The organism is Pseudanabaena minima str. Chao 2107 (assembly GCF_051131155.1).
GTDB lineage: Bacteria > Cyanobacteriota > Cyanobacteriia > Pseudanabaenales > Pseudanabaenaceae > Pseudanabaena > Pseudanabaena minima.
This window is the reverse complement of record NZ_CP159508.1, coordinates 1,650,666-1,676,908: the sequence shown is the minus strand read 5'-3', so window position 1 is coordinate 1,676,908 and position 26,243 is coordinate 1,650,666. Positions and strand designations below refer to the sequence as shown.

At 42.3% G+C, this 26,243-nt stretch carries 27 protein-coding genes and 1 tRNA gene; 7 read left to right on the top strand and 21 right to left on the bottom strand.

What is annotated here, in order from left to right; translation table 11 throughout:
* Positions 1-47 precede the first annotated feature (47 nt).
* The 4 genes from ABM313_RS07445 to ABM313_RS07430 all read right to left on the bottom strand — a co-directional run bounded on the left by ABM313_RS07445 (position 48) and on the right by ABM313_RS07430 (position 2,847).
* Complete coding sequence (locus ABM313_RS07445; protein ID WP_434687018.1) at positions 48-710, bottom strand: HEPN domain-containing protein; 663 nt, start codon at positions 708-710, stop codon at positions 48-50.
* 211 nt (positions 711-921) lie between these two features.
* Entirely contained in the window at positions 922-1,506 is a 585-nt protein-coding gene (locus ABM313_RS07440) for an antibiotic biosynthesis monooxygenase (protein WP_434687017.1), read from the bottom strand.
* Between the two features lie 51 nt (positions 1,507-1,557).
* Positions 1,558-2,445 carry an SMP-30/gluconolactonase/LRE family protein gene (locus ABM313_RS07435; RefSeq protein ID WP_434687016.1) on the bottom strand — a complete coding sequence of 296 codons (888 nt, stop codon included), beginning with the start codon at positions 2,443-2,445 and terminating at the stop codon, positions 1,558-1,560.
* Positions 2,446-2,457: 12 nt separating this feature from the next.
* Positions 2,458-2,847 (bottom strand): VOC family protein, encoded by a 390-nt coding sequence (locus tag ABM313_RS07430; protein ID WP_434687015.1) that lies wholly within the window; start codon positions 2,845-2,847, stop codon positions 2,458-2,460.
* A gap of 349 nt (positions 2,848-3,196) precedes the next feature.
* On the opposite strand from ABM313_RS07430, the gene ABM313_RS07425 reads away from it, so the two are divergent.
* Both ABM313_RS07425 and ABM313_RS07420 read left to right on the top strand, forming a co-directional pair.
* Complete coding sequence (locus ABM313_RS07425; protein ID WP_434687014.1) at positions 3,197-3,523, top strand: winged helix-turn-helix transcriptional regulator; 327 nt, start codon at positions 3,197-3,199, stop codon at positions 3,521-3,523.
* A gap of 73 nt (positions 3,524-3,596) precedes the next feature.
* Complete coding sequence (locus ABM313_RS07420; protein WP_434687013.1) at positions 3,597-4,445, top strand: helix-turn-helix domain-containing protein; 849 nt, start codon at positions 3,597-3,599, stop codon at positions 4,443-4,445.
* Between the two features lie 167 nt (positions 4,446-4,612).
* Here the strand turns inward: ABM313_RS07420 and ABM313_RS07415 are convergent, their stop codons facing one another.
* Both ABM313_RS07415 and ABM313_RS07410 read right to left on the bottom strand, forming a co-directional pair.
* Entirely contained in the window at positions 4,613-6,103 is a 1,491-nt protein-coding gene (locus tag ABM313_RS07415) for a mechanosensitive ion channel domain-containing protein (protein WP_434687012.1), read from the bottom strand.
* A 533-nt stretch (positions 6,104-6,636) separates the two neighbouring features.
* Entirely contained in the window at positions 6,637-8,520 is a 1,884-nt protein-coding gene (locus ABM313_RS07410) for an iron uptake porin (protein WP_434687011.1), read from the bottom strand.
* Positions 8,521-8,539: 19 nt separating this feature from the next.
* On the opposite strand from ABM313_RS07410, the gene ABM313_RS07405 reads away from it, so the two are divergent.
* Complete coding sequence (locus ABM313_RS07405) at positions 8,540-8,662, top strand: hypothetical protein (RefSeq protein WP_434687010.1); 123 nt, start codon at positions 8,540-8,542, stop codon at positions 8,660-8,662.
* A gap of 46 nt (positions 8,663-8,708) precedes the next feature.
* On the opposite strand, the gene uraH is transcribed toward ABM313_RS07405, so the two are convergent.
* Complete coding sequence (gene uraH, locus ABM313_RS07400) at positions 8,709-9,068, bottom strand: hydroxyisourate hydrolase (RefSeq protein WP_434687009.1); 360 nt, start codon at positions 9,066-9,068, stop codon at positions 8,709-8,711.
* A gap of 217 nt (positions 9,069-9,285) precedes the next feature.
* Between uraH and ABM313_RS07395 the strand changes: the two genes are divergently transcribed.
* Entirely contained in the window at positions 9,286-9,678 is a 393-nt protein-coding gene (locus tag ABM313_RS07395; RefSeq protein ID WP_434687008.1) for an allophanate hydrolase-related protein, read from the top strand.
* A 37-nt stretch (positions 9,679-9,715) separates the two neighbouring features.
* Here the strand turns inward: ABM313_RS07395 and ABM313_RS07390 are convergent, their stop codons facing one another.
* The 7 genes from ABM313_RS07390 to hpxO form a co-directional block, all read right to left on the bottom strand.
* On the bottom strand, positions 9,716-10,786 hold the full coding sequence (locus ABM313_RS07390; protein WP_434687007.1) for a ring-opening amidohydrolase: 1,071 nt from the start codon (positions 10,784-10,786) through the stop codon (positions 9,716-9,718).
* Positions 10,787-10,839: 53 nt separating this feature from the next.
* On the bottom strand, positions 10,840-11,742 hold the full coding sequence (gene puuE / locus ABM313_RS07385; RefSeq protein WP_434687006.1) for an allantoinase PuuE: 903 nt from the start codon (positions 11,740-11,742) through the stop codon (positions 10,840-10,842).
* 530 nt (positions 11,743-12,272) lie between these two features.
* Positions 12,273-12,788 (bottom strand): hypothetical protein, encoded by a 516-nt coding sequence (locus ABM313_RS07380; RefSeq protein WP_434687005.1) that lies wholly within the window; start codon positions 12,786-12,788, stop codon positions 12,273-12,275.
* Between the two features lie 30 nt (positions 12,789-12,818).
* Entirely contained in the window at positions 12,819-16,190 is a 3,372-nt protein-coding gene (locus tag ABM313_RS07375; RefSeq protein ID WP_434687004.1) for an eCIS core domain-containing protein, read from the bottom strand.
* A gap of 158 nt (positions 16,191-16,348) precedes the next feature.
* Positions 16,349-16,513, bottom strand: a complete 165-nt coding sequence (locus ABM313_RS07370; RefSeq protein WP_434687003.1) for an adenosylcobinamide-GDP ribazoletransferase — start codon at positions 16,511-16,513, stop codon at positions 16,349-16,351.
* Positions 16,514-16,907: 394 nt separating this feature from the next.
* Positions 16,908-17,375: a 2-oxo-4-hydroxy-4-carboxy-5-ureidoimidazoline decarboxylase gene (uraD, locus tag ABM313_RS07365; RefSeq protein WP_434688405.1), complete on the bottom strand. Its 468-nt coding sequence runs from the start codon at positions 17,373-17,375 to the stop codon at positions 16,908-16,910.
* A gap of 35 nt (positions 17,376-17,410) precedes the next feature.
* Positions 17,411-18,580 carry an FAD-dependent urate hydroxylase HpxO gene (gene hpxO, locus ABM313_RS07360; RefSeq protein WP_434688403.1) on the bottom strand — a complete coding sequence of 390 codons (1,170 nt, stop codon included), beginning with the start codon at positions 18,578-18,580 and terminating at the stop codon, positions 17,411-17,413.
* A 312-nt stretch (positions 18,581-18,892) separates the two neighbouring features.
* Between hpxO and ABM313_RS07355 the strand changes: the two genes are divergently transcribed.
* Together ABM313_RS07355 and ABM313_RS07350 are read left to right on the top strand one after the other, a co-directional pair.
* On the top strand, positions 18,893-19,414 hold the full coding sequence (locus ABM313_RS07355) for an adenine phosphoribosyltransferase (RefSeq protein WP_434687002.1): 522 nt from the start codon (positions 18,893-18,895) through the stop codon (positions 19,412-19,414).
* A 438-nt stretch (positions 19,415-19,852) separates the two neighbouring features.
* The gene (locus ABM313_RS07350) at positions 19,853-20,161 is read left to right on the top strand and encodes a hypothetical protein (protein WP_434687001.1); all 309 of its coding nucleotides are present in this window, start codon (positions 19,853-19,855) and stop codon (positions 20,159-20,161) included.
* Between the two features lie 184 nt (positions 20,162-20,345).
* On the opposite strand, the gene ABM313_RS07345 is transcribed toward ABM313_RS07350, so the two are convergent.
* On the bottom strand, positions 20,346-22,610 hold the full coding sequence (locus ABM313_RS07345; protein ID WP_434687000.1) for an ABC transporter substrate-binding protein: 2,265 nt from the start codon (positions 22,608-22,610) through the stop codon (positions 20,346-20,348).
* A gap of 145 nt (positions 22,611-22,755) precedes the next feature.
* Positions 22,756-22,828, bottom strand: a tRNA-His gene (locus tag ABM313_RS07340).
* A gap of 208 nt (positions 22,829-23,036) precedes the next feature.
* Here ABM313_RS07340 and ABM313_RS07335 point away from each other — a divergent pair.
* Positions 23,037-24,359 carry a formylglycine-generating enzyme family protein gene (locus ABM313_RS07335; RefSeq protein WP_434686999.1) on the top strand — a complete coding sequence of 441 codons (1,323 nt, stop codon included), beginning with the start codon at positions 23,037-23,039 and terminating at the stop codon, positions 24,357-24,359.
* 40 nt (positions 24,360-24,399) lie between these two features.
* Here the strand turns inward: ABM313_RS07335 and ABM313_RS07330 are convergent, their stop codons facing one another.
* The 5 genes from ABM313_RS07330 to ABM313_RS07310 are packed head-to-tail and all read right to left on the bottom strand — an operon-like array spanning position 24,400 to position 26,132.
* On the bottom strand, positions 24,400-24,570 hold the full coding sequence (locus ABM313_RS07330) for a PIN domain-containing protein (RefSeq protein ID WP_434686998.1): 171 nt from the start codon (positions 24,568-24,570) through the stop codon (positions 24,400-24,402).
* Between the two features lie 15 nt (positions 24,571-24,585).
* A complete protein-coding gene (locus ABM313_RS07325; RefSeq protein ID WP_434683804.1) occupies positions 24,586-25,155 on the bottom strand; it encodes an IS630 family transposase in 570 nt (189 codons plus the stop codon).
* Positions 25,156-25,157: 2 nt separating this feature from the next.
* Entirely contained in the window at positions 25,158-25,658 is a 501-nt protein-coding gene (locus ABM313_RS07320) for a helix-turn-helix domain-containing protein (RefSeq protein ID WP_434683803.1), read from the bottom strand.
* Positions 25,659-25,662: 4 nt separating this feature from the next.
* Positions 25,663-25,926 (bottom strand): hypothetical protein, encoded by a 264-nt coding sequence (locus ABM313_RS07315; RefSeq protein WP_434686997.1) that lies wholly within the window; start codon positions 25,924-25,926, stop codon positions 25,663-25,665.
* Complete coding sequence (locus ABM313_RS07310) at positions 25,923-26,132, bottom strand: AbrB/MazE/SpoVT family DNA-binding domain-containing protein (RefSeq protein WP_434686996.1); 210 nt, start codon at positions 26,130-26,132, stop codon at positions 25,923-25,925. Before ABM313_RS07310 ends, ABM313_RS07315 begins: the two co-directional genes overlap by 4 nt.
* Positions 26,133-26,243 lie beyond the last annotated feature (111 nt).

Here is a 26,243-nt window from a genome sequence, read left to right as displayed (position 1 = left end):
CGTTAACACCGAACCGCAAGTGGGCGGTAATATGGTGCAATGGGTTTTTAGGCAAAGTGCTCTTCCATGAACTTTCTTACTGAACGGATCATTTCATCAACATCATCTTTGGTGAATTGATCCCAGTGGCCGTGCGCGGCTCGATTCCTCAAGTCAGCAAGCGCCGTAATCCTCTTCTGAGTCAGCTTATTGTAAGTGCCAGACTTGGCTAATTCAGCATTCATCTGATCCAGTTTAGGTTTGTCTGGAATGGGTATTCCATTGGTCAGGCAAAGCTTGCGTAGTCCATCTTCAAGAACGCAGCCAGCAATGACGGCAGCAGGTTGATGGTAGCCCGAATCATACAGATAGATTGCCTGTTCAAGAAAATCATCAAAAAGTTCAGCTTCGATCAATTGCTTTACATCAAATAGATACCCATTCTCATAATCATCCTTCGCCGCCTTCAGAATGCCCTGAGCACGAAAAGTCGGAGAGTAGGTAAGATGACTGTTCACCTGTATTATGAAGTTTTTATAGTGCTCACTGTCTTCCCCAAAAGCTCTAGAAAGTAAATTCTGTACACTCGTAGCCCATTGATAAGCCATCTGAGAATCAACTCTTGAATCGCCTATGACGTTTTGTCCAGGGCTGCGTTTTGTGGAAAGCAACTTCTCTCCCATGTCTATAAGTTCATTCAGACGTGCTTTAACTTTTTCATCAATAAGCATACTGCTTAGTCCTATTGCCTAACAATATATTATCTTGCAGATTACAGTATAAACAGATAAATATTTCATAACTTTTCACATAAAGCAACAAATGAGTGTAACAACAAGATTTTTGCAGGTTAATTACCCGAATAGAGTTTTATCTAGCTAAATGAAGCCTCATAGAGTGTTTTAGCGGATTTTACCCTACACATAAAGATCGAATTTGTTACTAAGCTTTTGGATAGAGCCATTTAGCAAAAAGTTTAGTAACTCTTGGCATGATAATGTAAGTCATCGCAAACACCATCAGCCCTGAAACCAGCAAAGTCACTAGGGGCAATGGCAAAAAAGAGAGGTTGGGGATTACCAATCTATTCATGAAATTAATTAAGACAAAGATAACTCCCCAAGTGAGAAGGAACATCTTATAGCGCGGCGGCGGTAATATTGCTTTATTGGTGGACAGAGTAAACCAAGTTTCCAACCCAGTGAGAACCTGAAGCTTACTTTCATCTACAAGCAATCGATTGAGCTTTTCGAGATAGCCTTTGCGGATTTCCGAACTTTCCCATAGCCGATAATTACTAAGGCGATCAAATTTGAATACAATCCGATACTGAAGATTTGACGTATCATCTGGACGAAAGATATTTACTCCCAGATGACCCTCAAACATTTCAGCAGCAGAAATCATTTCTGTTAAGATGCTCTCAAATTCTTGCTCGCAAGAGGGCTTAACATTGAGAGCGACATCAACAGTTACGGGGGCATCATCCGATTCCATGCGATCGCTTTGATTCATTTGTTTCGTCACTGACGTTATGTGGAAGTTTCTGAAGTAGGGGCGGGTTTTGCATAACAAGATTTAAACCAATGGCAGTCCAGCAATGCCAACTTCAAGTCTTACCACCTTTCCCGATTCAATCCCTGTAGCAGGAGGGAAAGACATGCCGCCGTTGGTCGTGACATGGATGCTGGTGCGATCGCTTTCAGATGTCCCGAAAGCTAAAGCCGTGCTGCCTGCCATGCCCTGCTCTAGTTGAGCAATAGTAGTGACAATCCCATCTGGAGCAATCTTCACCACACTATTAAAAATGTGAGTTGTACCGTAGAGATTCCCTTCGATATCAAAGGCAAAGTCGTCGATATTAACTCCAGTGAGGAATATCTTTGGTTCTCCTGCCAAGCGATCGGCAAGAATGGGAATCTTCACAATCTGCTGTTTTTGTGTATTAGAGGCATAGAGAAAATTGTCGTAAATTTTTAAACCATTGACGGCAGGAGTGCCTTCTTCGGGAGAAGTACGTGCAAGATCGGGGTGTTCTAGCCAGATAGTAGCTGTTTTCGTTGGCACGTTCAATTTCCAGATTGCACCGCGATAGGAATCGGCAATTAAGTAATTATCCCCGTCTAATGCAGTCAATCCATTCAAAAATATGGCTTCGGGCAATTCCGTCAAAAGCTCAACCGTTCCATCGCCAGCAATAAGCCATACTACAGAAGTTTCCTTTTCATCCCAACCTGACAGCAGTATTTCTCCATTTGGTGTCAATGCTAAGCCTGTCGCTTTGCCAGCGATCGCTGCGTGGGTTGAGATCGCTCCATCAGCACTAATGCGAAAGACCTTGCCTTCATAATGACTAGTGATAAATAAAGTATTATCTGCATCGACAACAATGCTCTCTAGAAATGTATTAACGGGAAATTCGGCGATCTCTTGGGCGGGGACTAGGTCGGTTAGCGTTTCTATCATGATTTTTTACCTTTAAGTGATAGGAGTACATAGTTCGACAAGAGTTCCATCGGGACATCGGACATAGGAAACAATCTGTCCCCAAGGTTTGGCTTTAGGGGCTGCTATTTCGATCGCTCCAGCAGCAACCGCTTTTTTGTGGGCAGTTTCAATTTCATCGGTTATCAAGGCAATTTCCATGCCTAAAGGCATTTCTGAGGAATCTGCGGCAACATAACCATGAGGAAGATTGGCTTCTCCCAATGAATGGGCGGCAAAAGATAATATCGTTTCGCCAGTATCGAGTTCGCCATAGGTTCCCGAATCATCTACAAACTTCTTGCGAAGTCCGAAGGCATTTTCAAAAAAAGCGATCGAATTAGACACATCGGAAACATAAATGATCGTATATCCAAATTTCATTGGTCTGTCCCATTCTGTAGGCTAATTAGTTTCAAAATCAGTAGCCGTTCTTCGCAAAAGCTCTGGATAAGTCCATGCTAAGTAGCTGTGCTTAATTAAAATCTAAAACCAGAGGTTGTTCCGCCCGCGTAGCTGGCGGAACAACCTTTTTGGTTTTTAGTTTACTTATGCCTAGCTACTTAACACCTGCTCCAAATTCAGCGATTGCGCATATAAGATTGGTTACTTTTTAATCATTATTTTTTCAATAATTGGGATATACATTATTCTTAATAAGCAATAACATCAAAGGTTATTAGTTACCAAATAGATACTATTACGATTATTTTTGAGTTTATACCTGAAAGTTATGGCTGCCAAGAAATATAACTGTCCCGTAGAGTTAACGCTCGATCGCATTGGAGGTAAATGGAAGGTGGTGATCCTATGGTGGCTGAGAGGTGGTAGTAAAAGATTTGGCGAGCTAATGCAGTTGATGCCAGACATCAGTCAAAAAGTATTGACTTCGCAATTGCGAGAATTAGAGGCTGATGGACTGATCGAACGACAAGTTTTTGCAGAATCGCCGCCGCGTGTAGAATATTCGCTATCGGCTCATGGCTTGACCTTAAAACCGATTATGGAACTCATGTGCGAATGGGGAAAAGTAAACGGGCAAGAACATCTATCGTTCTAGCCAAAGTTACGCCTCCAATCATTAGAGCCATTAATACCCAAGTAATCTCAGTCATTGTCTCTGGAGCTTTGTCATGCAGCATCGGATGATCGACCATACTTCGGCTGGTAGCAGTAGCCATAAACCAACTACCTTTGGAATTATGCTTAAACAATGGCGCGATCGCCGTAGTCTTAGTCAGCTTGATCTCGCCCTTACTAGCCAAGTCTCCCAACGTCACATCAGCTTTCTAGAATCAGGTCGGGCAAAACCTAGCCAAGAGATGATCTTACAATTGGCAACTGTTTTAGAAGTTCCGCTCAGACACCAAAATCTGATGTTGAGTGCGGCTGGATTTGCTCCTATTCATGCGGAAACAGATTTGTCGGCTCCTGAAATGACATCGATTAGTAAGGCGATCTCCTTTATGTTACGTCAGCAAGAGCCTTATCCTGCGATCGTGATTGATCGCTATTGGAATTTACTCCTAGCCAATCAAGGTGCAACCCGACTGCTCAACACTTTCATCGATCCCGAAAAGATACAAAAGCTCTTCTACATTGACGGGAAAATTAATTTGATGAGAGTCACTTTCGATCCACAGGGGCTACGTCCATTTGTTGCTAATTGGGAAGAAGTTGCTGGACATTTACTTCAACGAGTGTATGGTGAAGCAAATTCATCGATTGAGAGTGAACAGTCCGCATTATTGTTTGACGAACTCATGAGTTACCCAGAGGCTTTTGAGCTTTGGAATACTTCGAGCCGATCCACTCACAATGATTTAATTCTCACAACACACTTTAAGCACAATGATCTGAATTTACGATTTTTCTCGACGATCGCCACCCTAGGCACTCCCTATGATATTACTCTTCAGGAGATCAGAGTTGAATGTCTATTTCCAGCAGATGAGGAAACCGAACAAAATTGGAGCAAATAGTACCAAAACACAAAATGGCTTAGCCATTTTGTGTTTTGGTCTTATAGCTGTCGCCATTTGTAATAGGATCAAAACCCAGAAGACGAGTTGCGGCGCGAAGCGCCGCAACTCGTCTTCTGGGTTTGTGTTCTAACAAGACTGACGACAACTATATTTATCATTCTGGGCTATTCATTAGCAAAAATGCCTTTCAGTCTTGATTTTACCCAGTCAGTAAATCGCTTATTCTGTTCAGTCATACCCAGAAGCCCAAGATCTTGCAATTGTTGGCGGATATCTTGGTAGATTTTCTTTTCCTTGGTTAGTTCTTGTGTAAAGGTTTCTGCTAAGTCTGGATGTAGGCGTAACAAGCGCTCAAAGCTATGCTTATTAATCACAAATACACTCGTATCCTCTAAAGCGATCGCTGTACTTGTATAGGGTAAATTGAGCATGATTGCAACCTCACCAAGGATATCTCCCGATTGGTAAACTTTGATATGGTGATTCAGTCTTTTTACTACAGTTTCAATAGAGCCAGATAGTATCAAATAGAAATGGGTTCCTACATCATTTTCATTAAAAATGATTGATGATTCCTCAAAAAACTTACGGTAACCTGTTTCGATGAGTTCGCGGAGATGAATATCTGAGCAAACATTGAAATGAGGTAATTGTCGAAGAGAATCTCGAATGGAAATAGATTGACGTAAACTTTTCGCAAGCGATGGCTGTGGATTCAAATTAATGGATTGGTCTGAACCCTTGCCATTGCTTGATAATTGAAGGTCTTGATATTGAGGGAAGATCTGCTGGAGTTCATTGATATTTCGCAACCACAGATCTCTTTGCGGCAAAGGTATTTTGATGCCCACTTGACGAAGATTATGTTCGATAATGAAATTCAGAGAACTTCTCACCAAAACACCCTCATCAATTTGGGCGATCCATGCCCACAATTCAAACTCTAAAGCACTTTCCCCAAAGCCTTTAAAGATAACTCTTGGCGGTGGTTCATGTAGTACCGATGCTTCCATGTAAGCTGAATTCAATAAGGTTTCAGTTACTAAAATAGGATCGCTATTGTAAGCTACTTTCACAGGTAAATGGAGTTTACCTGTGAGGCTTTTGTAGCTCCAATTAAGAACGCGATTACTTGTTAAGTTGCTATTCGGAACTACGACATCACCACCATCAAAAGTACGGATGACTGTGGAACGTAATGCAATTTCCTTGATATGCCCTGATAAATTATCAAATTCGATATAGTCGCCCACTTGCAGCTTGCCCTCGATCAGTAACGTTAATCCACTGATTAAGTTTTTGGTGATTTCCTGAAAGCCAAAACCAACGCCAATCCCTAACCCTCCCAAAGTCACGACTAGAGGGGCAATATTCAATCCATTTACTTGTAAAACAATCACAAATCCCAGTGCGCCTATACCATAGGTTCCAAGAGTTGCGATCGCCTCTCTCTGTCCTTGGCTTGCACCAAGTTTTGGCAGCAATCGATTTTTGAGTAGGCGTTTACAAATTGCTGAGAACAGCAACACTGTCAGGAATGATAGAACTAGTTTGAGCAACCAGATTAAAGAAATTGGTTCATCGCCAATTTTAAAAATGGGAGCTTGGAGAAACTGACCTATGAGGTTGAAAACCTGCTGGAGATGCGAATTCATTAGTTTTTATCAGCACTCAACCTTAGAGTAATTAACGTCAATTCGACGAAAGCGGAAAATGGTAAGAATCGCTAGCGATTCTTACCATTTTCCGCCATTTATGTCGTGCTTCGCACGACGTAAATGGCTATATCGAACTCACGTTTAATCAAATTAATTAAGGATATGCGACACTTTGCACCACACATTCTTACTTCTAATAAGTAGCTCAACTTAATTAAAACCCAAAACCAAAGTTTGTTCCGCCCGCGTAGCGGGCGGAACAAACTTCTCGGTTTTTAGTTTACTTATGTCTAGCTACTTACATGGTATCCCTAAGGCGATAGATCTAAGTAAAATTTAGTCGTCCTTTTCCTTTAAACCCAAATAAGTGAAGGTGACGCGAAGCGTCACCTTCACTTATTTGGGTATATTTGCTCCAGCATCCTGAAACACAAAAAATAAGAGAGACAGTGCTTAGCACCACCTCTCTTATTTAGGTCTTATTTAGAATCAGTGGTGCATAGCGCCGCTAATTCTAAAATCTTCGATACTTAGAAACTAAACTGAGTTCGTAGATTACCTACAAATACAGTTGGGTTAGTCGAGAAGCTATTGGGATTGAAAATTGCGTAGAACGCAGGAACGATCGCAATATTTTTGCTGATTGGGTAATAGTAAGAAAGCTCTAAATCGTATTGAGTAGCTCCATCTCCACCACCAGAGAGCAAGAAATTACGTCCACTGCTGTAGCTATGAGGCACAACAAAAGAAAGCACTGCCAAGGCACTTTCCTTAAATAGATCGGGGAATGCTAAGCCAAATTGAAATGCATTAACGTTAACGCTACCGCCTTGTACCGCAGGATTGATTGGCGAAATATTGGTACTGCCATATGAGTAGCGACCAAACACCCCAAATCCTTTAGTAATCAACCAATCAAAGTTCAAGATAAACGTATCGGCAGTAGCATTGTTAATTGCGCCACCCTGACCATCATCCGCAAAACCGTATGGCAGAGGTTCAGCAATTGCGCCACTGATGCGACCGCCATTAGCTTGAATATTGGATCGGGTATACAAGAACCGAATGTTAGCATCGCGACTTGGTGAATAGACTAACTCGGCACTTAGAGTATTGGTTCCACCAAATAGTCCTTTTTGCGGATCGCTGGAGGTATTGTTAGGAGCACTAAGAAACTCTGTGTTTTCACCAAGATAGCCTGCTGTAAATCTAAACTGCGGATTAAGCGTCCAAGTTACAACAGCGCCTGATCCGCGATCAACGGCATTCGATAAAGTGCTTCCATTCGAGTTAAAACTGGTTGCACCTGTTAAGAAACTAGTAAAACGATTGCCATCAAAATAGCGATAGAAATTCAAACGAGGACCGATCGCAACATTAACGTTACTAGAGACAGGGAAACTATAGAACAACTCACGAATATTAAATACATTGGCACTCGGTACACCTGTCTGATCAAGAAATGGAGTTCCCCAAGAGTTGGTATAGCCAGCAGATACAAAGTTATTGGCTGGGGAGTTACCATTACCAGTTACCAGTTGGGTAACCAAAGCATCTTTACCTGTGAAAGATGTTGTCAGGTTTAAGAACAGATAGTAACCAAATGTAAGGTTAGGATTACTTCTATTAACTGTAGTTGGTACACCACCAACACGAGTAGGTGCGGCAAAAGCACTAGCAGGTGCAGTTAGACTGCGCTCAGCTCTCACAGGTGCAGATGCCGTAGCTCCAGTAAGGTTAAAGAAGGCAAGACCACTGAGCTTAGTTGTTGTTGAGAACTGCTGTGCTTCGAGTTTGGCAGTCTTGGCATCAAGTGCATCTACGCGGCCACGTAGGGTCGCCAATTCCGCCGCAAATTCTTCTTGAAGTTTCTGTAAAGTGGCAAGATCTTCCTTAGATACTTTATCAGCTAGTCCTGCGGAAATGATTTCATTGATCTTATCCAAACAAGCATTTAGTCCAGCCGCAAACTCGTATCTTGCTAAAGCTTTACCACCTCGAAAAGTGCTGTCTGGATAACCTGCAATACAGCCATAACGCTCTACTAAAGACTGAAGAGCAGTAAAAGCCCAATCAGTTGGACGTACATCAGATAGCTGGGAAACAGAAGTTACTTGCGAAACATCTGTAGTTTCTGCCAGTTTATCCACTTCTAAATTACTAACTGGTGAACTTGTGGACAAACTGGGTTGGAGAGTGACAGCATTCTCTTGGCGATCGATTAAATTGCTAATCGATGTGTTAGCCTCTGGAGAGGTATTTTTTGATAAATTTACTGTCGATACATTAGTTGATAAATCTTTAGATAAATCATCTGAAGCTTGAGGCGCAGCCTTTGCAGGGGCATCGTACAAACTAGATAGAGCGACAAACATCGCCAGACAGGAAAGCGAACTGTTGAAAGCCTTTGACATAACTCCTCAAACCAATTACATGAGCGACGAACGAAAACTCGCAGTAATTTGGATACTGTATACAGTATCCAAATTACTGCGATTAAACTTTAGATTTGCGATCGCTTTCTGTATTGCAGATTACAAAGAATTTGCCCGTTAACAAAGCCAAATTTTTGTGGAGGTGGCTTTGCCACTCTACACAAGGACTAACTACCGCGATAAGTGCTGTAAGCCCAAGGTGAAACTAGCAGAGGGACATGGTAGCGATTGCTTGCATCTGCAATACCAAAGCGCACAGGAACAACTGTCAAAAAACTAGGCTGAGGTAGAGATAAAGCATAGCCCTTAAAATAGTCGCCAACGTAAAAACAAATTTCGTATATGCCGACTTTAATCTCACTTTCATTTAACAAAAGTTCATCTGTTCTACCATCATTATTGGTATATAAAGTTTTGACTAATTGTTTTTGACCAATGCTAGCGATCGCCCATAATTCAAGTTGCATATTTCTCGCGGGACATCCATGCACTGTATCAAGGACGTGAGTTGAGAGTTTTCCAGACATAATTTCACAAACCCGTATTTTAATAGGCAGCGCTTTGCGCTGCCTATTAAAATATTTTACTTCACAACTGCATACTGTATACATTAAGCTTGTATAGCGATCCTATTTCATTTGTGAGATTAAATTGTTTGAAAGAGTTCGCCCGAAGGGCGAACTCTTTCAAACAATTTAGGATTGCAATATACGAAACTAATCTATAAATTCACAAGCCTTATATATGACAGCATCCAACGGGACAAGACGAGTATTCATTTGTGGTTCGGCTCTACGTGGACAGCCAGATCATGGGAACTTGCAAGGTGCAAAGTTTATCCGTCCTGCACGCACCCAAACTCGCTATCGACTTCATGCTGCTGGCGATGGCTGGCATCCTGCGATTTATGAAGTGGAAACAGGTGGAATTTCGATCCCAGGAGAAGTTTATGAGATGCAAGCTGATGAATTTGACTATCTTGCTAGTAATGAACCTCCAAATATGTACCCTGCGGATGTTTATTTAGAAGATGGAGAAGTTTTAACTGCTTTTCTCTATCCTCAAGAACTAATTGAGAAGTTTAATTGGAAAGATATCTCTCATCTTGGTGGTTGGGCTGCTTATAAAAATGCATAGATTAAAAAAAGGGGGGCATAAAGTGCCCCCCCTTTTTTTAATCTATGCGAGCGATCGCGGCAACTGGCCCCCCACCTGAAGGTCCTTGATGTTCAGCACCGCCTGAGACATAAACCATCGGATCTTGCACGATAGAAGCCACTACTGCACCAACCACAGCCCTTGCCATGCGCGTATGGTTGATATCGGAGTCATCCATCATCGTGTGTCTTCTGCCCAAAAGCTCTCCCGATGGGTCAGCTTCAGCTTTGGCAAATATATTTACAACCCGATCGCTGGTTTGCCCTGTGGATGCAATCGCCTTGATCACTGCTTCAGCATCTAGAGCATGTTGCATCACACTATGACCAATCACAAAATTACTAGTGGATGTTGGTGCATTCCCTAATACCAAAATCTCACAGTTGCGTAACTCTACCCCCGCGGATGTGGATGCAACCGTGGAATATAAAGCATAATTTTGGCAAATATCTGCTTCTGTGAGATCTTCTAGTTGAACTTCACCTAGGGCAACCGCTACGCCCAGTGCTGAGGCTCCACGCGAGTAACCCATTGACTGATAGCTAGTTATCGATTTACTGACTGATTTCGCATCATGATCTTCATCTAGCAAACGATCGCGACTGGTGACAAGTGGGCATTTAATCTGGATAAAATGCACATCATCTTTGGCAATTCCTGCGGCAGCGATCGCTTGATTTACCGCTAGGGCAACTTCTTTGACCATGATTAACGAGCCAATTTCCGCAGGGGTAAAATCACGGGTATGAATCACTCCCAAGGCTAAAGCCATACGAGTCGGTATGTCTGGCTGCGAAGGTTGACTTGTAAAAATTGTTAAATGGGGGCTTAAGGCTCCCTCAGTTCCCCCAGACATGACATAAACAATTGCTGCCGATTTGTCCTGTCCTACAAAATTCGCGAGGTAGTTCTTTAATGTTTGCACCGCAAAACCGCGTGTAAAATCATTAACACAGCCATTGCCTTCGGTCTTCCCCATAATCGCCACAATTTGCTGAGGATTAATCTTGCCTGAAGCGATCGCCGCCTCTAGAGCCGTGAGATCATCAGGACTATTTTGAGGAAGCTTATATACATCAACTTTCATTTTTTTATTTGAGATAGGGTTTTGTCATCGGCAGCGTTTTGCGCCGCCGATTCTTAGGCTGGTTTATGATGCTTGTGCCAATGACGAGCAATGTCAATACGGCGACAAATCCAAACGCGATCGTGACTCTGGATATAATCCAAAAATCTCGCCAAAGCCGCCGCTCTCCCTGGGCGACCGACTAGGCGACAATGTAAACCGATGCTCATCATTTTTGGAGAAGTGTCGCCTTCAGCGTAGAGAACATCAAAGGCATCACGCAAATAAGCAAAAAACTGATCGCCTGAATTAAAGCCTTGGGGTGTAGCAAAGCGCATATCGTTATTGTCGAGGGTATAGGGAATAACTAGGTGCGGCTTGCCATATTCATAATTCCAATAGGGCAGGTCATCGGCATAGCTGTCGGAATCATAGAGAAATCCACCTTCTTCCACAACTAAACGGCGTGTATGCTCACTAGTGCGCCCCGTATACCAACCGAGGGGACGTTCTCCTGTCACTTGTGTATGAATAGCGATCGCCTTTTGCAAATGTTCGCGCTCTTGTTCAGGCGAAAAATATTTGTAATCAATCCAACGATAGCCATGACTCGCAATTTCCCAATCGGCCTCCAGCATGGCGGCGACGGCTTCAGGATTACGAGCGAGAGCCATCGCAATACCGTAAATAGTTACAGGAATATTGCGATCGCAGAACATGCGATACAAGCGCCAAAATCCTGCGCGGCTTCCATATTCATAGCAAGATTCCATATTCATATGGCGCAATCCATTAAAGGGAACTGCACCTACAATTTCTGACAGAAAAGTTTCTGAGGCAGTGTCTCCATGCAGGATAGAAGTTTCGCCGCCTTCTTCATAATTAATCACAAACTGGACAGCAACACGGGCATTATCTTTCCATTTCGCATCGGGAACAAATCGCCCGTAGCCAATCATGTCTCTTGGGTATGTCATAGGAGGTTACATATAAGTGGATTGGATGAATTTTGGCTGTTAGCTGTTAGCCTGATTGGCTGACAAATGCTCTAAAACGCTTCACGCATCTAGGTAGTCCTAGGATACACGGAAATCTGTGTCAGCTAATATTCAGCAATAGAAAGATGCTACAAATTGGTCGTTGAAGTGAATATTACTAGTCCTAGCGATCGTAGATTTGCAATTTATCGGGATCTAGGTATACCCGAAAGATGTAAATATAGTGCTTCCAATATTTATATTTATAAATGACAATTTAAAGAATACTTAGAGAATGAGTTCAGCCTTGCTTTCATGATGGTTTCTAGCGAGGTTTTTAATCAGTTTTTGCAATAGTCGGCTAATAATGATAATAAATTGATGAGGGAGGTTAGAAAATGGATAAGGGAACAGATAAACTCATAATTTTGGACAATGCCAACTGAGTTTGTTTTTTCACAGTTTGCGGTCAGGCAATCAAGAAAAGAGTAGTGGCAATTTATGAATTGCCACTACTCTTTTGCAATTTTTTATAAATCCTCAAGTGCTTTAGCGCAGGTCATTGTACCTATAGCAACTTCTTCAATAGGCTGGGCGAAGATGCTCATTGCATATTGGAACAGGGCTACTAATTCTTGGGTGCTGTCTTTCTCTAGAAATTCATGTTTTTTGATTGCGTAAATATATTTAAAAAATACTTGATTGTCTTTATTGATACTGAGACAACCCATCGGCATTTTAGTATTGAGAAAACACAACAACTTAATTAGCTCATCTTTGTAAGCGTTATCTAACTCAAAGGGATAGTTAGTATAAAACTGCAACAAACTGATGTAATCTAACTGGTCGTCGCCCACAGGAACGAAAGTAAAATTCACCATTCTTTCTCTGTTTTTGTAATCTGGCTCAATAGATGCGAGCAAAACATTGATTTCATACTCCGCCGATCTTTCGATTAACTGGGTGCGAAAATCCATCTCAGCCAAGCATTCTTCTAATCGCGCCAATTCCATATAAGTCTTGGCATTTGTCTCTTCAGAAACCATAAAGTTTATCATCCTTTTAATTTGTAAAACTTATCTCTCTTTGATAGCATTTACTATCAATTTCATCTGTTCTTGAGGGTTGCCATTTTTGGAATATAAAATTCCGACATCCACTCCAGTTGCTTTGATATAGGCTTCCGTCCGTCGATACTTCTGAACCATTTTTGCCCTGTCCTCTTTTGCGACAGTATTAGCCATTGATGCAACATCAGGTAATTGTCCTACCATTGTAAAGATGAATCTAGCATGATTTAAATATTCTTTCTCTTTTTTCTGCTGTGATTTATCTGTGTCTACATTTTTTGTTTTGAAGTCTTCTAAGCTAGTTGCACCTTCAACGGCTTGTTGGATACCCGCGCTAGCTTTATCGCGGGAATATTGCTGAACAAATCGACCTCCAGCATACAATAGTTTACCGCTAGCTAAGGCTCCTTTAATTGCTCCACCAATGACCGCACCAACGCCAGTAACCGTAGCAATATCACCTGCCATACTCACCAAAGCCGCAGATCCACTAATGTTATTCTTGACTTTGCGTTTTTGGTTGATTTCACGCAACTTGCTGGCTAATTCGTATTCTTTGATTGCCTCAACTTCTTGCTTCCCTAATTTAACTCTGGTCGTGCCTGATAGTTTAATTATGATGGAAGTTCCGTCAAATCCTTCTAATTGTTTTAATACATAAGGATTGACTCGTTTATAAACGTTTCTGAAGCCAAAGACTCCGCGTTTGTCATCTACCATCCATTCGTCAGGATTGAATAGCCCAGCAGTAGAGACTTGTGGATTCCCTTGCTCGTCAACACGAAGACTCCATTGGATAACATCATAAAGCTGTTGGTGCATTCCTTGCTCCGACTCTTGCATTGTTCCTTCCTGCTTACTCGCGACATAAGCCGTACCAAAGGAAATGATCGCACTAGCTGCATTGATCGCAATCCCGATTCCTGGAATCGCATTAAACAGACTCGTTGGTACTCCACCGCGATCAAACGCATCGAAGAAACCTTTGGCACATTTGAGACCTGACTGGACAGCCCCCAGCATTTGTACGCCTAACTTACTTGCAGTTCCAGCTTTTTGGGTGCTTTTTTTGTCCATCCGAACTAGCCCAATAATTGCCATAGCCGCATCTTTGACAGAGTTAAGACCATCAGCGATCGCGCCACCAACTTTGCCAGCCAAATCCCATCCCGTATTATCTTCACTAGGAGAACCTTTGGCTTTATAGATAGAATCAACCGCTTTCGTAACTCCCGAACCTGCGGTTGCTAATGATGATAGTCCTTCTAACGTGGCAAAGAATTTCTCCCAACCATCACCCTCACTATAAAGTTTCTTGAGGCTCTGAACAAATCCGAAGATGCCAAGCAGAATGTCGGCGCTACCAGCGATCGCATCCATTCTATTCTTATCTCTTTCAATTGTTCCTCCTTTCTGACTCTCAATGCCTTGCATTCTACCATCTTGGTTCTCTTGCAAAATTCCTGCGTCGAGACCATCACTAACTTCTTCCATAGGAGCTTTACCGCCCTCTAAGACACCAGACCCACCTTCCAATATGGCATCTAATGTACTTTCTGTATCTTCTTCTGGATTTTCGACTTTTGTCTGCTGAGCAGAGATCGTAACTTTATACTCTTGGATATAAAGCGGTTCGCCATAATTACCATCATCATTGATTACTTTAATGGCAACATGGTTCAGCCCATCTTTTTCTGTATAAGCCATGAAGTTGACCATAACCAAAGTTCCTGATTCTACAGAGTCAGCTTTTACAAACTTATTGCCCACTTTTCTGAAAATATTACCATTCGTTCTGATGTATCCAGGCATATAGCCAGAAGCATCATTGATATCAGCCGTTGCCGCAGATTTTCCTGGTGCTAATCCTGCTGTCTCACCTAGAGACGACATTTCTTGGTATAAGTACTTACCTTCATGTTGAACGCGGTAGTAAGTATCTTGACCAGAACTATTGACCCCGATCATTCCCTTATCAACTAAAACTTTGGTGTTGCGTCTAATCGGTTTATATTCTTTACCCAGACCAATATTTGCGCCACGACCTTTCTCATGATCGAAATACAGTTTGGTGTCTGCTGTAGTAATCATGTTTTGATTCGTTTCTGGTGTTACTTTCGGCTTTTCACTCAAGGGTCTTACTTTTTCCTGCTCTACTGCGGCTGGTGATCCTCCAATATTCAGATTTATAACACTGGGGTACAACTTTTTCTTGGCATAAGTTTCTTCTGTGTCGTCAACTGTTTGGAGAATATCTCCAACGGATGCGACTCCTTTACCTTTTAACGATTCTTCAGTGCCACCGAAAAACTTGTTACTAGTCGTCTTCTCATACATTTGTGATTTGTTTATCACAACGTAAAAAGGACTATTAGTAGTCGGTGTTGTAGTTGTGGTCGGTGTTGTAGTTGTGGTCGGTGTTGTAGTTGTGGTCGGTGTTGTAGTTGTGGTCGGTGTTGTAGTTGTGGTCGGTGTTGTAGTTGTGGTTGGTGTTGTAGTTGTGGTTGGTGTTGGTAAATTTCCGTGACGTTGAACTAAATTATCTGAGGACGAAAGGGCAATATCTGTATCTTCGGAGAGTGATTCAATCTCTAATTGTTTACGCTGCACCGCCCCACCATTTTGCTGCACCACATGAGTCAACTCATGGGCAATCAACTCCTGTCCACCTCGACTAGATGGCTCATAAGCCCCTTGCCTAAAAAACACATCCTGCCCCGTGGTAAAGGCTTTAGCCTGAATTGATTTATTTAACTGGTCAGACTGCGAATCGGTATGTACCTTCACACTACTAAAATCTGCCCCCATCGCTTGCCCCATCGACTGTTGCAGATTCGCATCCAAAGACTGCCCGCCACCCCTTGCCCCTTGAATTGAAGATTCGAGATCCGCCGAAGCCTTACCACCCCCGATCTCCTCTTGCCTTTGGACAGTTTGATCCTGCGATTTGATATTAAATGGTTTGATAAATGGCTTTGATGCTTTTTGCTGAGCCGCAAATTCCTGTTTACGCTGGATCGCCTCAGCTTCAGATACTCGCTGTAATTTTTTTTGGATTGGCTTATTGATTTGACTGACAACCTGTGACGCTACGCGATCATCTTCCTGTTCGTATTCATCCCCCACTTCTCCGAGCTTGAGTTTTGGCTGAATCTTCGGTGGTTCGCTAGGGCTGCCAGAAGCCATTAAAATGTCAGCGAGATTGTAGTCAGAGTTTAGGTTCCTTTTTTCCTCTGATTGAAATTCTAGTCTTTCAGCCAGTGGAGTAGCTGATTCAGTTTGCACTTGTGGTGCAAAAGGGTGTGGTTGAAATAAGGATTTGATTGGAGCATTAGAAGAATTTTGTGAATCCGAGCTTTTACCAATTAATGTATGCATGTTTCCCATCCCCTACATACTAAAACATATTCTTTATACAACTTATAAATGAATGAACTCAATCAGGAAACACAAAACTTGACAAGTTTTGTGTTTCCTGATCAAAACAAGCTGAAACTGAATTCGGGATCGGGTTATGAGAAAGATACGGCAAGTCTCTAAGTAATTAAGTAAGCGATCACCACTAAACTCAACATCTCACTCCACTCCATGATCGCGCCGTAGGTATCGCCAGTCTGTCCGCCAAGTTGACGATTTAGCAGCCATGCCAAGCTAAAGCCAATTACCGTTAAACCAATTCCCAAATAAAACGCGATGTGCAACTATTTTTGAGCTATTGCTCTTAGGTTGTTTGAGCTACCTGAAATGTAAATTGCTTATCAGTGCAGTACGAGAAATCAGGGCTTGCAGACTTTTAGTTGCACATCACGTAAATAAAGGGAATTGTAAAAGCTGATCGCTAAATTACCAGCCGCTAATAAAATCGCCATTAGCCACACTTGCCAGTGATGCAAATCTTCTTAATGAAATTTGCCTTTGTCGATCACTTTGAGATAGGGACAAGCCATAATAGCGCGAAGTTGCCCCCACCTTGCCCAAACCCAAATGCTAGTTAAAATCCACAAGCGCTGATCCTTAATGGCAGCCATGGCGATCACTTTTAATAATAAAATTGCGTTCCTGCGAGCGCACCGAATGCGCCAGTATTGCAGTAAACTACTCAATAGCCAAAGTTAACCTCCATCTAGCAATTTCAATGATTTCTACGATCGCTTGCTGTTTTTCTACTTCTAGATTGTTCTGAAGTCTTTTTTCAAAAGCAGCGAGAATGCTATCTTTGGTATGGTTGCGAACGGCGATGATAAAAGGGAACGAGAACTTCTCTTTGTAATCTTGATTAAGCTTTTGAAAGTGAGCATATTCTGTTGCCGAGAGTTGATCTAGCCCAACAGTGGATTGCTCCTGTTCAGATGCTTCTGCCATTTTGAACTTACTACCCAGATCGGGGTGAGCGCAAATTAGTTTTAATTTCTCAGCATCACTCATTTTCAGAACGATCGCTGCCATGATTTGATGCAAATTTTGGACATCAGTAAAAGGACGCGATCGCCAAGCTTCGGCGGCTATTTCTGGGGTATGTTCAAAAATCGAACCGATCGCTTCGGTAAATTCTGATTGGCTCATTTGATTGAGCATCGCGATCGTATAACTTGAATTACTCAATGTAAGGGTCCTCCACTAATAATTTTGGCGATCGCTTTGGTGACATCTAAAGGATTTTCTTGAGCTAGTTGGTCATACCACTTTTGGGTAACTTCAGGATCTTTACCGTGAATGGTTTCCGCCCGATTTCTTGCTTTGTTGACGATTTCGGTAGTGCGAACCTTGCGTTCTGTTTCGTAGCGTCTTAGGGCATCGGGAACACTCAAATTTGTGGAAGATAAATAATTGGCTAACACCCATCCATCTTCGATCGCTTGGCATCCACCTTGACCGAGGTCGGGACAAGTTGCGTGAGCAGCATCACCCAGTAAAGCTACTCGACCTTTGACCATCTTGGAGATTGGACCAACATCATGAATTTCTAAACGGGCGACAGATTCAGGTTCAAGGCGATCAATTAATAGCTGTACGGGTTTTGCCCAACCTTGAAAATGTTGTTTTAATTCATTTCTATAATTAGCAACATCATTAACGGTTCCCTTAGGTAAAGGCACATCAAAAAAGAAATAGAAGCGATCGCCTGCTAAGGGCATCAGCGAAGCGCGTTTATGTTCACCTACATAGATTGACCAAGTATCCGCAGGTGCAAGATCGGTACTAATGGGAACTAAGCCATTCCAATTAACATAGCCCGCATATTTAGGCTCGACTGCATCATTGAGAATATACTGACGAAGAAGAGAGCGTACTCCATCGGCTGCTACCAATAGATCGCCTGTGGCAGTGCTACCATCTTCAAACTTTGCTGTGACATCACGAAAGCCATCGAGAATTCCAATACATTTAGCACCAAGAGTTAACTTACCACCCGCAGACTCAAAGGCTTCCAATAGCACATTTTGTAAGTCTCGCCTTGCCACAGGATAGGGACGCTGCCCAACTTCTTCGACTAATGGTTGCAAGGAAATATGATTGAGGACATCTCCCGAAAGATGGCGGTATTCCATATAATGCATTTGCCCGCCGATCGCCGCTAGCTGTTGACTTAAGCCAAGACGATTGAGGACTTTGACCCCATTTGACCAGAGCGAGATCCCTGCCCCAATCGGACGCAGATCCCTGACCCGATCATAGATTTCCACTTCATAACCAGCTTGTCGCAAGGCAATGCCTGTGGTGAGACCACCAATACCCGCACCGATGACAATTGCTTTTAAGCCATACATCGCAACAAACCCATATATTTTGTATACAGTATACATGCACATTTTTTGATGCACATCAAAATTTCAATAAAGAACCCGATTTTTTGTGGCGCGGCGAAGCCGCGCCACAAAAAATGGTTCTTTAATTTATATTGTGCGTCCCTAAGGGGCACTTCTATATATACAACCAGAAGACGAGTGGCGGCGCTTCGCGCCGCCACTCGTCTTCTGGTTGTATAGGTTATCAAACCGCAATATTGTTGTGTTCAATGCGATCGCGGATGCAGATAAGATTGTGAAGTTCTCTAGCGATCGACGATGGTCAAATATTCTATGGACTTTAAAAGCATTATTCGCGATATACCCGATTTTCCACAGCAAGGTATCATTTTTCGAGATATTACGCCATTGTTAGCGCATCGTGAGGGCTTAACAGCAATTATCCAAGGTTTTAAAACAAAATTTTCAGAATTGAATGTTGGGGGGATCGATTGCATTGTCGGGATTGAGTCGAGAGGATTTATCCTTGGTGCAGCGCTTGCTATGTCTTTAGGTTGTGGCTTTGTGCCAGTTCGTAAACCAAAAAAGTTACCATCGGCAGTATTTCGGGTTGAATATTCTTTGGAATATGGAACCGATACCTTAGAGATGCATCAAGATGCGATCGCTGTGGGTGGGAGGGTAATTATCATCGATGATGTGATCGCTACAGGTGGGACTGCGGCTGCTACGGCGAAATTGATTAAGGATGCTGGTGCGGAACTACTTGGGTATGGATTTTTGATCGAGCTAGATTTTCTCAATGGTAGAAAAGCTTTACCAGAAGTTCCCATTGTTTCCTTAGTGAATTACTAGGTAGCTCGGCATAAAAAACTTTTAAATGCAGCATTTAAGATCCCCGACTTTTTCTTGGCAATCATAGATTAGTTATACTAGTCATTAAAAAAGTCGGGGATCTGGGCAATTACAGTTTTCTAATGAATCAATTAATTTTTAACAGGAATTTCTCATGGATATCATACCCCCTTGTAAGCTTTCTCTCTCATTAAACCGATGTTAGATAATTTCTTAAACATATCAGTACTACGATCGCTCCTACCATATCTGACCACTGGATCTCTTGTATTCTGCACTCTACTTTGGATAATTCAAGCGATTCGACTATACCGCCGATCATCGTGGTGTCTTCCCAAGACATGGCAATATAAGCAAATACCCAACAGTAAAAAAGATGTTAATCGTGAAATGATTCGGCACGAAAATGATCTCATGAATCATAGGTTAACTTGGCTTATGACGGCTGAAGGTTTGTTGTTCACAGCATTGGGATTTGCTCTCTCAAAAGATAATTCTACAATTGCAACGCATTTAATTCCTATTTTGTCCTTTGTTGGTATTCTTTTGGCTGCTTCGGCTAGCATAGTACTTGATGCAGCAGATGCAGCTATAATTCGTTTATCCCCTATGCCGTCAAAGTATGATAGTGATGTAGATGTGATTGGGTTTAGAGGATTGCCTTTTGTTGGGTTACTTGCCCCGTGGCGCATTTATCCACCGATGTTCATTATATCTTGGTATCTGATTAGCCAAATGCGAATTTAGATACGCCTTTTCCAGTCAAGAAATAGCGGTGCTGGGTGAAGCCCAGCACCGCTATTTCTTGGTTTTATATGTCTATTTCTTTAGTGGGAAAGCAGTAGGTGAGTAAAAATTTAGAACTCAGTATAAATATTGCACTTCTTACAGCTAAGAATAGCAGCAAGAAATTCATACCTTGAGTTCCAAATTAAGCCAAGCGATCGCTATAGGCGATCGCAAAAGTCGAAACAGTGATGATCAAAATCAATGGATAGACAATCCAAGAAGCGATATTTAAGTATTGAAACGCTTTTTTATGCCCATCTTTATCCAGTTTTGTGCCGATTACTGTGACCAGAATCGGTAGTAAACATAAACAGAAATAGACATAAAACACATATTCCATCGCTACGGTGTAGCCAACTTCAGGCAGTTGATTGTTAAAAGAAAGTAACAACACAATTCCTGATAGTAGTGCCGAGGCAGGAGCCATCGTGCGTGGCACAAACATCGAATAAGGGAAGAACAGGCAGCAATAGGTTAAAAGCGAAAGCAAAATCAACGGCAACACATTCTTAGATAGAAATACTAAGGTTTTGCGTTGAAAAGTCATCCTAATGCTTAACCCAGGGTATTCCACTTGAGCATTTGACTGAAATAAATCAGGGTCGCCTTGAGTGGAAGTACTGCGTGATGAGTCTTGGAAATAGGTAATACTTTTAAAATTCCAAAGCTGAAGTCCTTGAAATGGTTTACGTTCTTCGGCTTCAGGTCTTGGTAATCTTAAGCCAACCTTATCGATCGCATAGATCAATCTCTCAGTCGATAGATTGGGATTATCAAAACGCAAGTTTAATCTTTGTGAATCAAAGGGATAGTCACGAAAATCAAAAGCATTCCGAAATTCACCACGTACCCGATAGAGCCGATAGTTTAAGCCATTGACAACTTGGGATTTGATTGGGGCTTTACCATCAAATACAGGCGCAGTGGGATTAACACTATTACTGACAGCATCAGGAAACTGAATCTCCGTAGGTTCATCATTGCCGTTATAGCGGAACCACACATAAAAATCGGCGGTAAAAGTTGCCTTATCAATACGATTCAGCTTATTGATATCCATCCCCGCATAAACTACGCGCTGTCGCCAAAAATATTGTTCACCCGATTGCACAATGCTTCCAGACTGGATTTCTTTTGGTAAATTCAAGCGCTCAGGATTAGCGATCGGCGTAAATTGCTGGGATGCAGAAATCAATTTTTGGTTTTGGAATTGAGCAAGACGCACGGGCTGATCGCTATTGCGATCGCTGTTGAAATAAAGCAACCCCGTTAAGCCTCTGATCCCCACCTTACGATTGTTCAGTTTAGCCAGAGCATCGCGCACCTGTTCGCGATCGGCTTCTAAGCTTCCCGTTGTTAACTTAGGATTAGCCTTCCGAATCGCATCCACTGCCGCGATCGCTGCCTCATAAAACTTTGCCCCTAAATAGGAAGGAGTTTTGTTGTAGGCTTTTTGATAAGCAGCTAGAAAGTCTTGGGCATCGGCTCCTGCACTATCAAACAGGATCGGCAATGGTACATACATGCCATCGGTAAAGAATCCCGCCGTTTTCTTCTCTTCATCATATTTCTCAAATCGCTTCGCAAAGGATTCCCTTCCCAGCGCTTGCTCTCCTAAAACAGGATTTTTCAGCCCTTTTTGCTTGAGCGCCACCAAAAAGTCTTCGGCAACCTCCTCTTTGGACATGGTTAAAAATAAAATTCCTGCTTCAGGCTCAGATGCTAATTCATTGACGATTTGCTGCACTGAGGCTTTGCGATTGGCTGGATCAGAATCGATCGCCCAAGTCTTTTGAATTTTGCCGTTACCATTGGCTTCAAAGGCTGACTTAATTACTTCCGATTGAGTCTGTTCATTTTTACTAGCTTTGTCATAAATTACACTAGCAGTCTTGAACTGGAGTACCTGCTGTGCGTAGATTGACAAGGTTTTTGCGAGATCAGGATTAGTATAAATAATCCGAAAATAGTACGGGCGATCGCTGGTAACTTTAGGATTATTCGCTGTACCCGTAATTGCTGGTAATTTGCGTTCTTGGTAAATGTTACCAGCAGCGATCGAAGCATCGGAAGATCGATGCCCCAACACCACTAGCGCATCACTTTTAGCAATGTCGTTAGCAACCTGAGTTGCCCCATCCGCATTCCCCTTATCATCAAAAACATTTAATTTAAGTTGACGACCATTAATGCCCCCCTCACGATTGGTCGTATCAATATATAGCTTGATGCTATCGACGATTTCCTGCCCACCACTGGCTGCGTCTCCGCTCAGAGATGCCGCTACGGCGATCGAGATCGTATTGCCCTCAGCCCTCAAACCCTGCGGATATAAGCCGCCGAGTGATACTACGATCAAGAGGCTGGTCAAAGCGATCGCACAGAACCTTACAACTGTCTTACCCATGAAATTGCAACCGTCCTATTTGAAAATTGCTAAGGCGTAAATTAAACTGTCTCGCAATTTTATGGCTTTGAGATACCGTCAAAACACCCAAAAAGAAAAGAGGTCACAAAGTGACCTCTTTTCTTTTGTGATTTTTAATTTTAAGGGCGAATGATGGGAATTGAACCCACGAATGGTGGTACCACAAACCACTGCCTTAACCACTTGGCTACACTCGCCATTTAACCGTTATTTATAATAATACTGACTTGTGCATTTACACAAGCCCTTTTTTGAAATTTCTACTAAAACCCAAAAGAGAGTTGCGGCGCTTCGCGCCGCAACTCTCTTTTCATCTAAAGCAAAAGGCGGCGCGAAGCGCCGCCTTTTGCTTTTTGGGATTTAATATTAAGTAGCGTTCGCTATATTTAATGAACCTAGATATCAATGGATGTAGACACCATTCTCAGCAATCGCTATCGCATAGTTAAAACCATTGGACTTAAACAAGTTGGCGCGATCGCCTTATCCGTCTATCTAGCCGAAAATTTAGAAATACCGATCGCACCCAAACCTTTTTGTGTGGTTTATTTCTGGCAAGTGTCAGGAGAAAGCACCCTAGATCATGAAGCGATCGCCACAAAGCTCTATGAAATCGGACAAAACTATACGCTAGCTCCCAAAGTCCAAGCTTTTTTTACGGAAGAAGATAATTGCTATCTGGTGCGCGAGTATTTGGAAGGTTATGAATATCTAGAAGAATTTAGCCGAATAGTTAATGATTTTACTGATCCAGAAGCAAATGATTCAGAAATAAAAAAGCCCTCAGAAGTTTCTACGGTTAAAGCTTTAGAGATCGGGCAAGCATGGGCAAAATCGCTTGTCAAAATCCCCGTTAAGATTAATCGTCGCCAGCTAATAATTAGCGCTAGTTCAGCGATCGCAGGTTTTACTTTAGCCATATTGCTCGAAAAGCTGAAACCACAACCAGCACCAATCATTATTGCGGAACCGAGACCAGTGCCTGAGCCACCAAAAGATCCGATCAAGAGACGAGACAAAGCCTTTCGTGATGATTTGGGTAATGGTATCTATATGGAAATGGTGCGAATTCCTTCAGGAAGATTTGCGCTAGGTTCACCGCCCAATGAAATCGGCAGACGCGAAAATGAATCTCCTATATCTGAGGTGCAAGTCCCTGATTTTTACATGGCAAAGTTTGCTGTTACCCAAGAGCAATGGGTCGCAATTATGGGGATTAATCCCGCCATGTTTCGCGAAAATCTGCAATCCCCTGTCGAAAATGTCTCTTGGTTAGAAGCTCAAGATTTCTGCCGTAAATTAGCCGAGCGATCGCAACATCTTTACCGCTTACCGAGTGAGTCAGAATGGGAATATGCCTGTCGCGCTGGCACAAATACTGCATACCACTTTGGCGATATACCTACGCAACTTGCTGATTATGCATGGTTTGCCGACAATGCCAATAAGCGATCGCATCCTGTCGGGCAGAAAGTGCCAAATTCTTGGGGGCTATACGAGATGCATGGTGGTGTTTGGGAATGGTGCGAGGATGTGTGGCACGATAATTTTAATGGCGCACCTGCGGATGGTTCAGCATGGGTAAGCGATGGCTATAGTAGTCGGCGTGTGCGTAAAGGTGGCTCATGGAGCAACGAAGCGAGGTTATGTCGCGCCGCAAGTCGGGAATGGCATTGGCAAAGCGATCGGTACAACGACATCGGCTTTCGCGTAGTTATTTCCGCATAATTACGGTGCGTTATCATTAACAATAATTCAATATTTAGAGTCAAGACTTTTTAGAGAAATAAATTACATCAGGTAACCCTTCAAAATGGTTATCTGATGTAATAAGCTTGACATTTTCTTGTTGGGCTGTTGCATAGATAATCGAATCTGCAAAACTTAATTTATGCTTTTGTGACAATTCCGAAGCAAGTAACGCCAAAGATTGAGTCAACGGAATTATACCAAATCACAAAAGAGAGGCAACAGATAGAGCATCCAGTATGGAATCTCTACCGACAAGAGAAGCAATTACAGATTTAGTCATTTCGGAGAGACGATTCTTGACCAAAAGCCGCAACTCATCCATATTTTTGGGTAAAGAAAATCTCAACCCTTGCTTCAAATGTAGCCAAACCCGCTCAATTGGGTTTAATTCTGGAGAATGAGCAGGCTGAAATATCAAAATGATATTGTGAGGTAATCGTAAACGCTTAGCCCGATGACAACCAGCCTGATCAACTTGCAAGATAATTATGCTGTCTGCAAATTTCTCTGATACAAGGTCTAGAAATATTTGAAAACAGTCAGTGTTGAGATGACTAAATTCATAGAAAAAGCTTTCTCCCGTCGCAGGTTCGACGATGCCGTATAACCATGTAGCCTGAAACTGCCACTGGACTTTTGCCTTGGGTTTGACCCCACGAGCCGTTATTTTACGACCACTGATGGTTTTCAAACCAATCCTTGTTTCGTCTTGACAAAAGAATCGGACTTTTCCCGTTAATCCCAACACGGTCACGGCATACCATGCCACCATGGCTAGGTTATCCGAGAGTTTTTTTTATATTCCTCGCGTTGCCCTTGGTTTTGACTGGCGCTATAGGGACGGGCTACCTTTGGTTTTGCCTTCATTCGGTAATGCACCAAGTCATGCACATTTTTATAGGTACTTTCGATTCCTAGTTTTTCCTGTAGCCATTGTCGTATCTCTCCGTAGCTATTAAATCCTTTTTCCTGTTGCAGTTGTTTGTCCAGTGCTTTTTGCGCCCAATCTGGGATTTTGGGTATTCTGCCTACTCTTGGTTTATGGCTTAGTATTCCTGCTATTCCTCCCTCTCGATATCCTCTGATCCACTCTTGCACTGTGCTACGGTTTCTCCCGATTAGTTGAGCGGCGGCTTGCACTGTGCCAGCTTGCTTGCTTTTCAGTAAGTACAATACTTGCACTCGTTCTTTATCTGAGCCTGTTTTCTGCCGCCCTAGCATCTCTTTTAGCTCTTCTTCGCTTTCACTTATTTCTAATCTATATACCCCTGCCATTTTGTTATCCTCTTTCTCCTTTTTCTCTTATATCATCTGTTGCCTCTTCTTTGTGTTTTGGTATTACAGTAGATTGCTGAGTGAGTTCAATAATTTCCATAGCCAATATCACGTCGCGTTCACGGCATATCCATTTATGCAGTTCATATTGTATTGAAGTAGGAATAATTAAATTATCGAGATCGTTTAAATAGGGAGAAAACTCATCAGCTAAAACACCATCAGTCAACCATTCTAACCATCCACAAGTATCCACAAGAAACTTCATACTCTTTCACTGCGATCGCGTACATTGTGAATATTTGCTCCCTTTAAAACACCTCGAAATGATTGTATAGAAGGTTGAGGGACAAGCGTAATTGAATCATTTTTTAGAACAACTGAAAACTTTTGTCCCACTTGTAAATTTAACAAATCCCTAATTTCCTGTGGGATAGAAATCTGATACTGCTGCGACAAAGTAACTTCTAGCATTATTTATCCCTAGATGTGAGTAGTAGTTCTAGTCATAAAATTACATAATATAAAGCTAACATACTTAGAAATATCGTTTATCTTCTGCGATAAACCAAGTTATACCAAAGC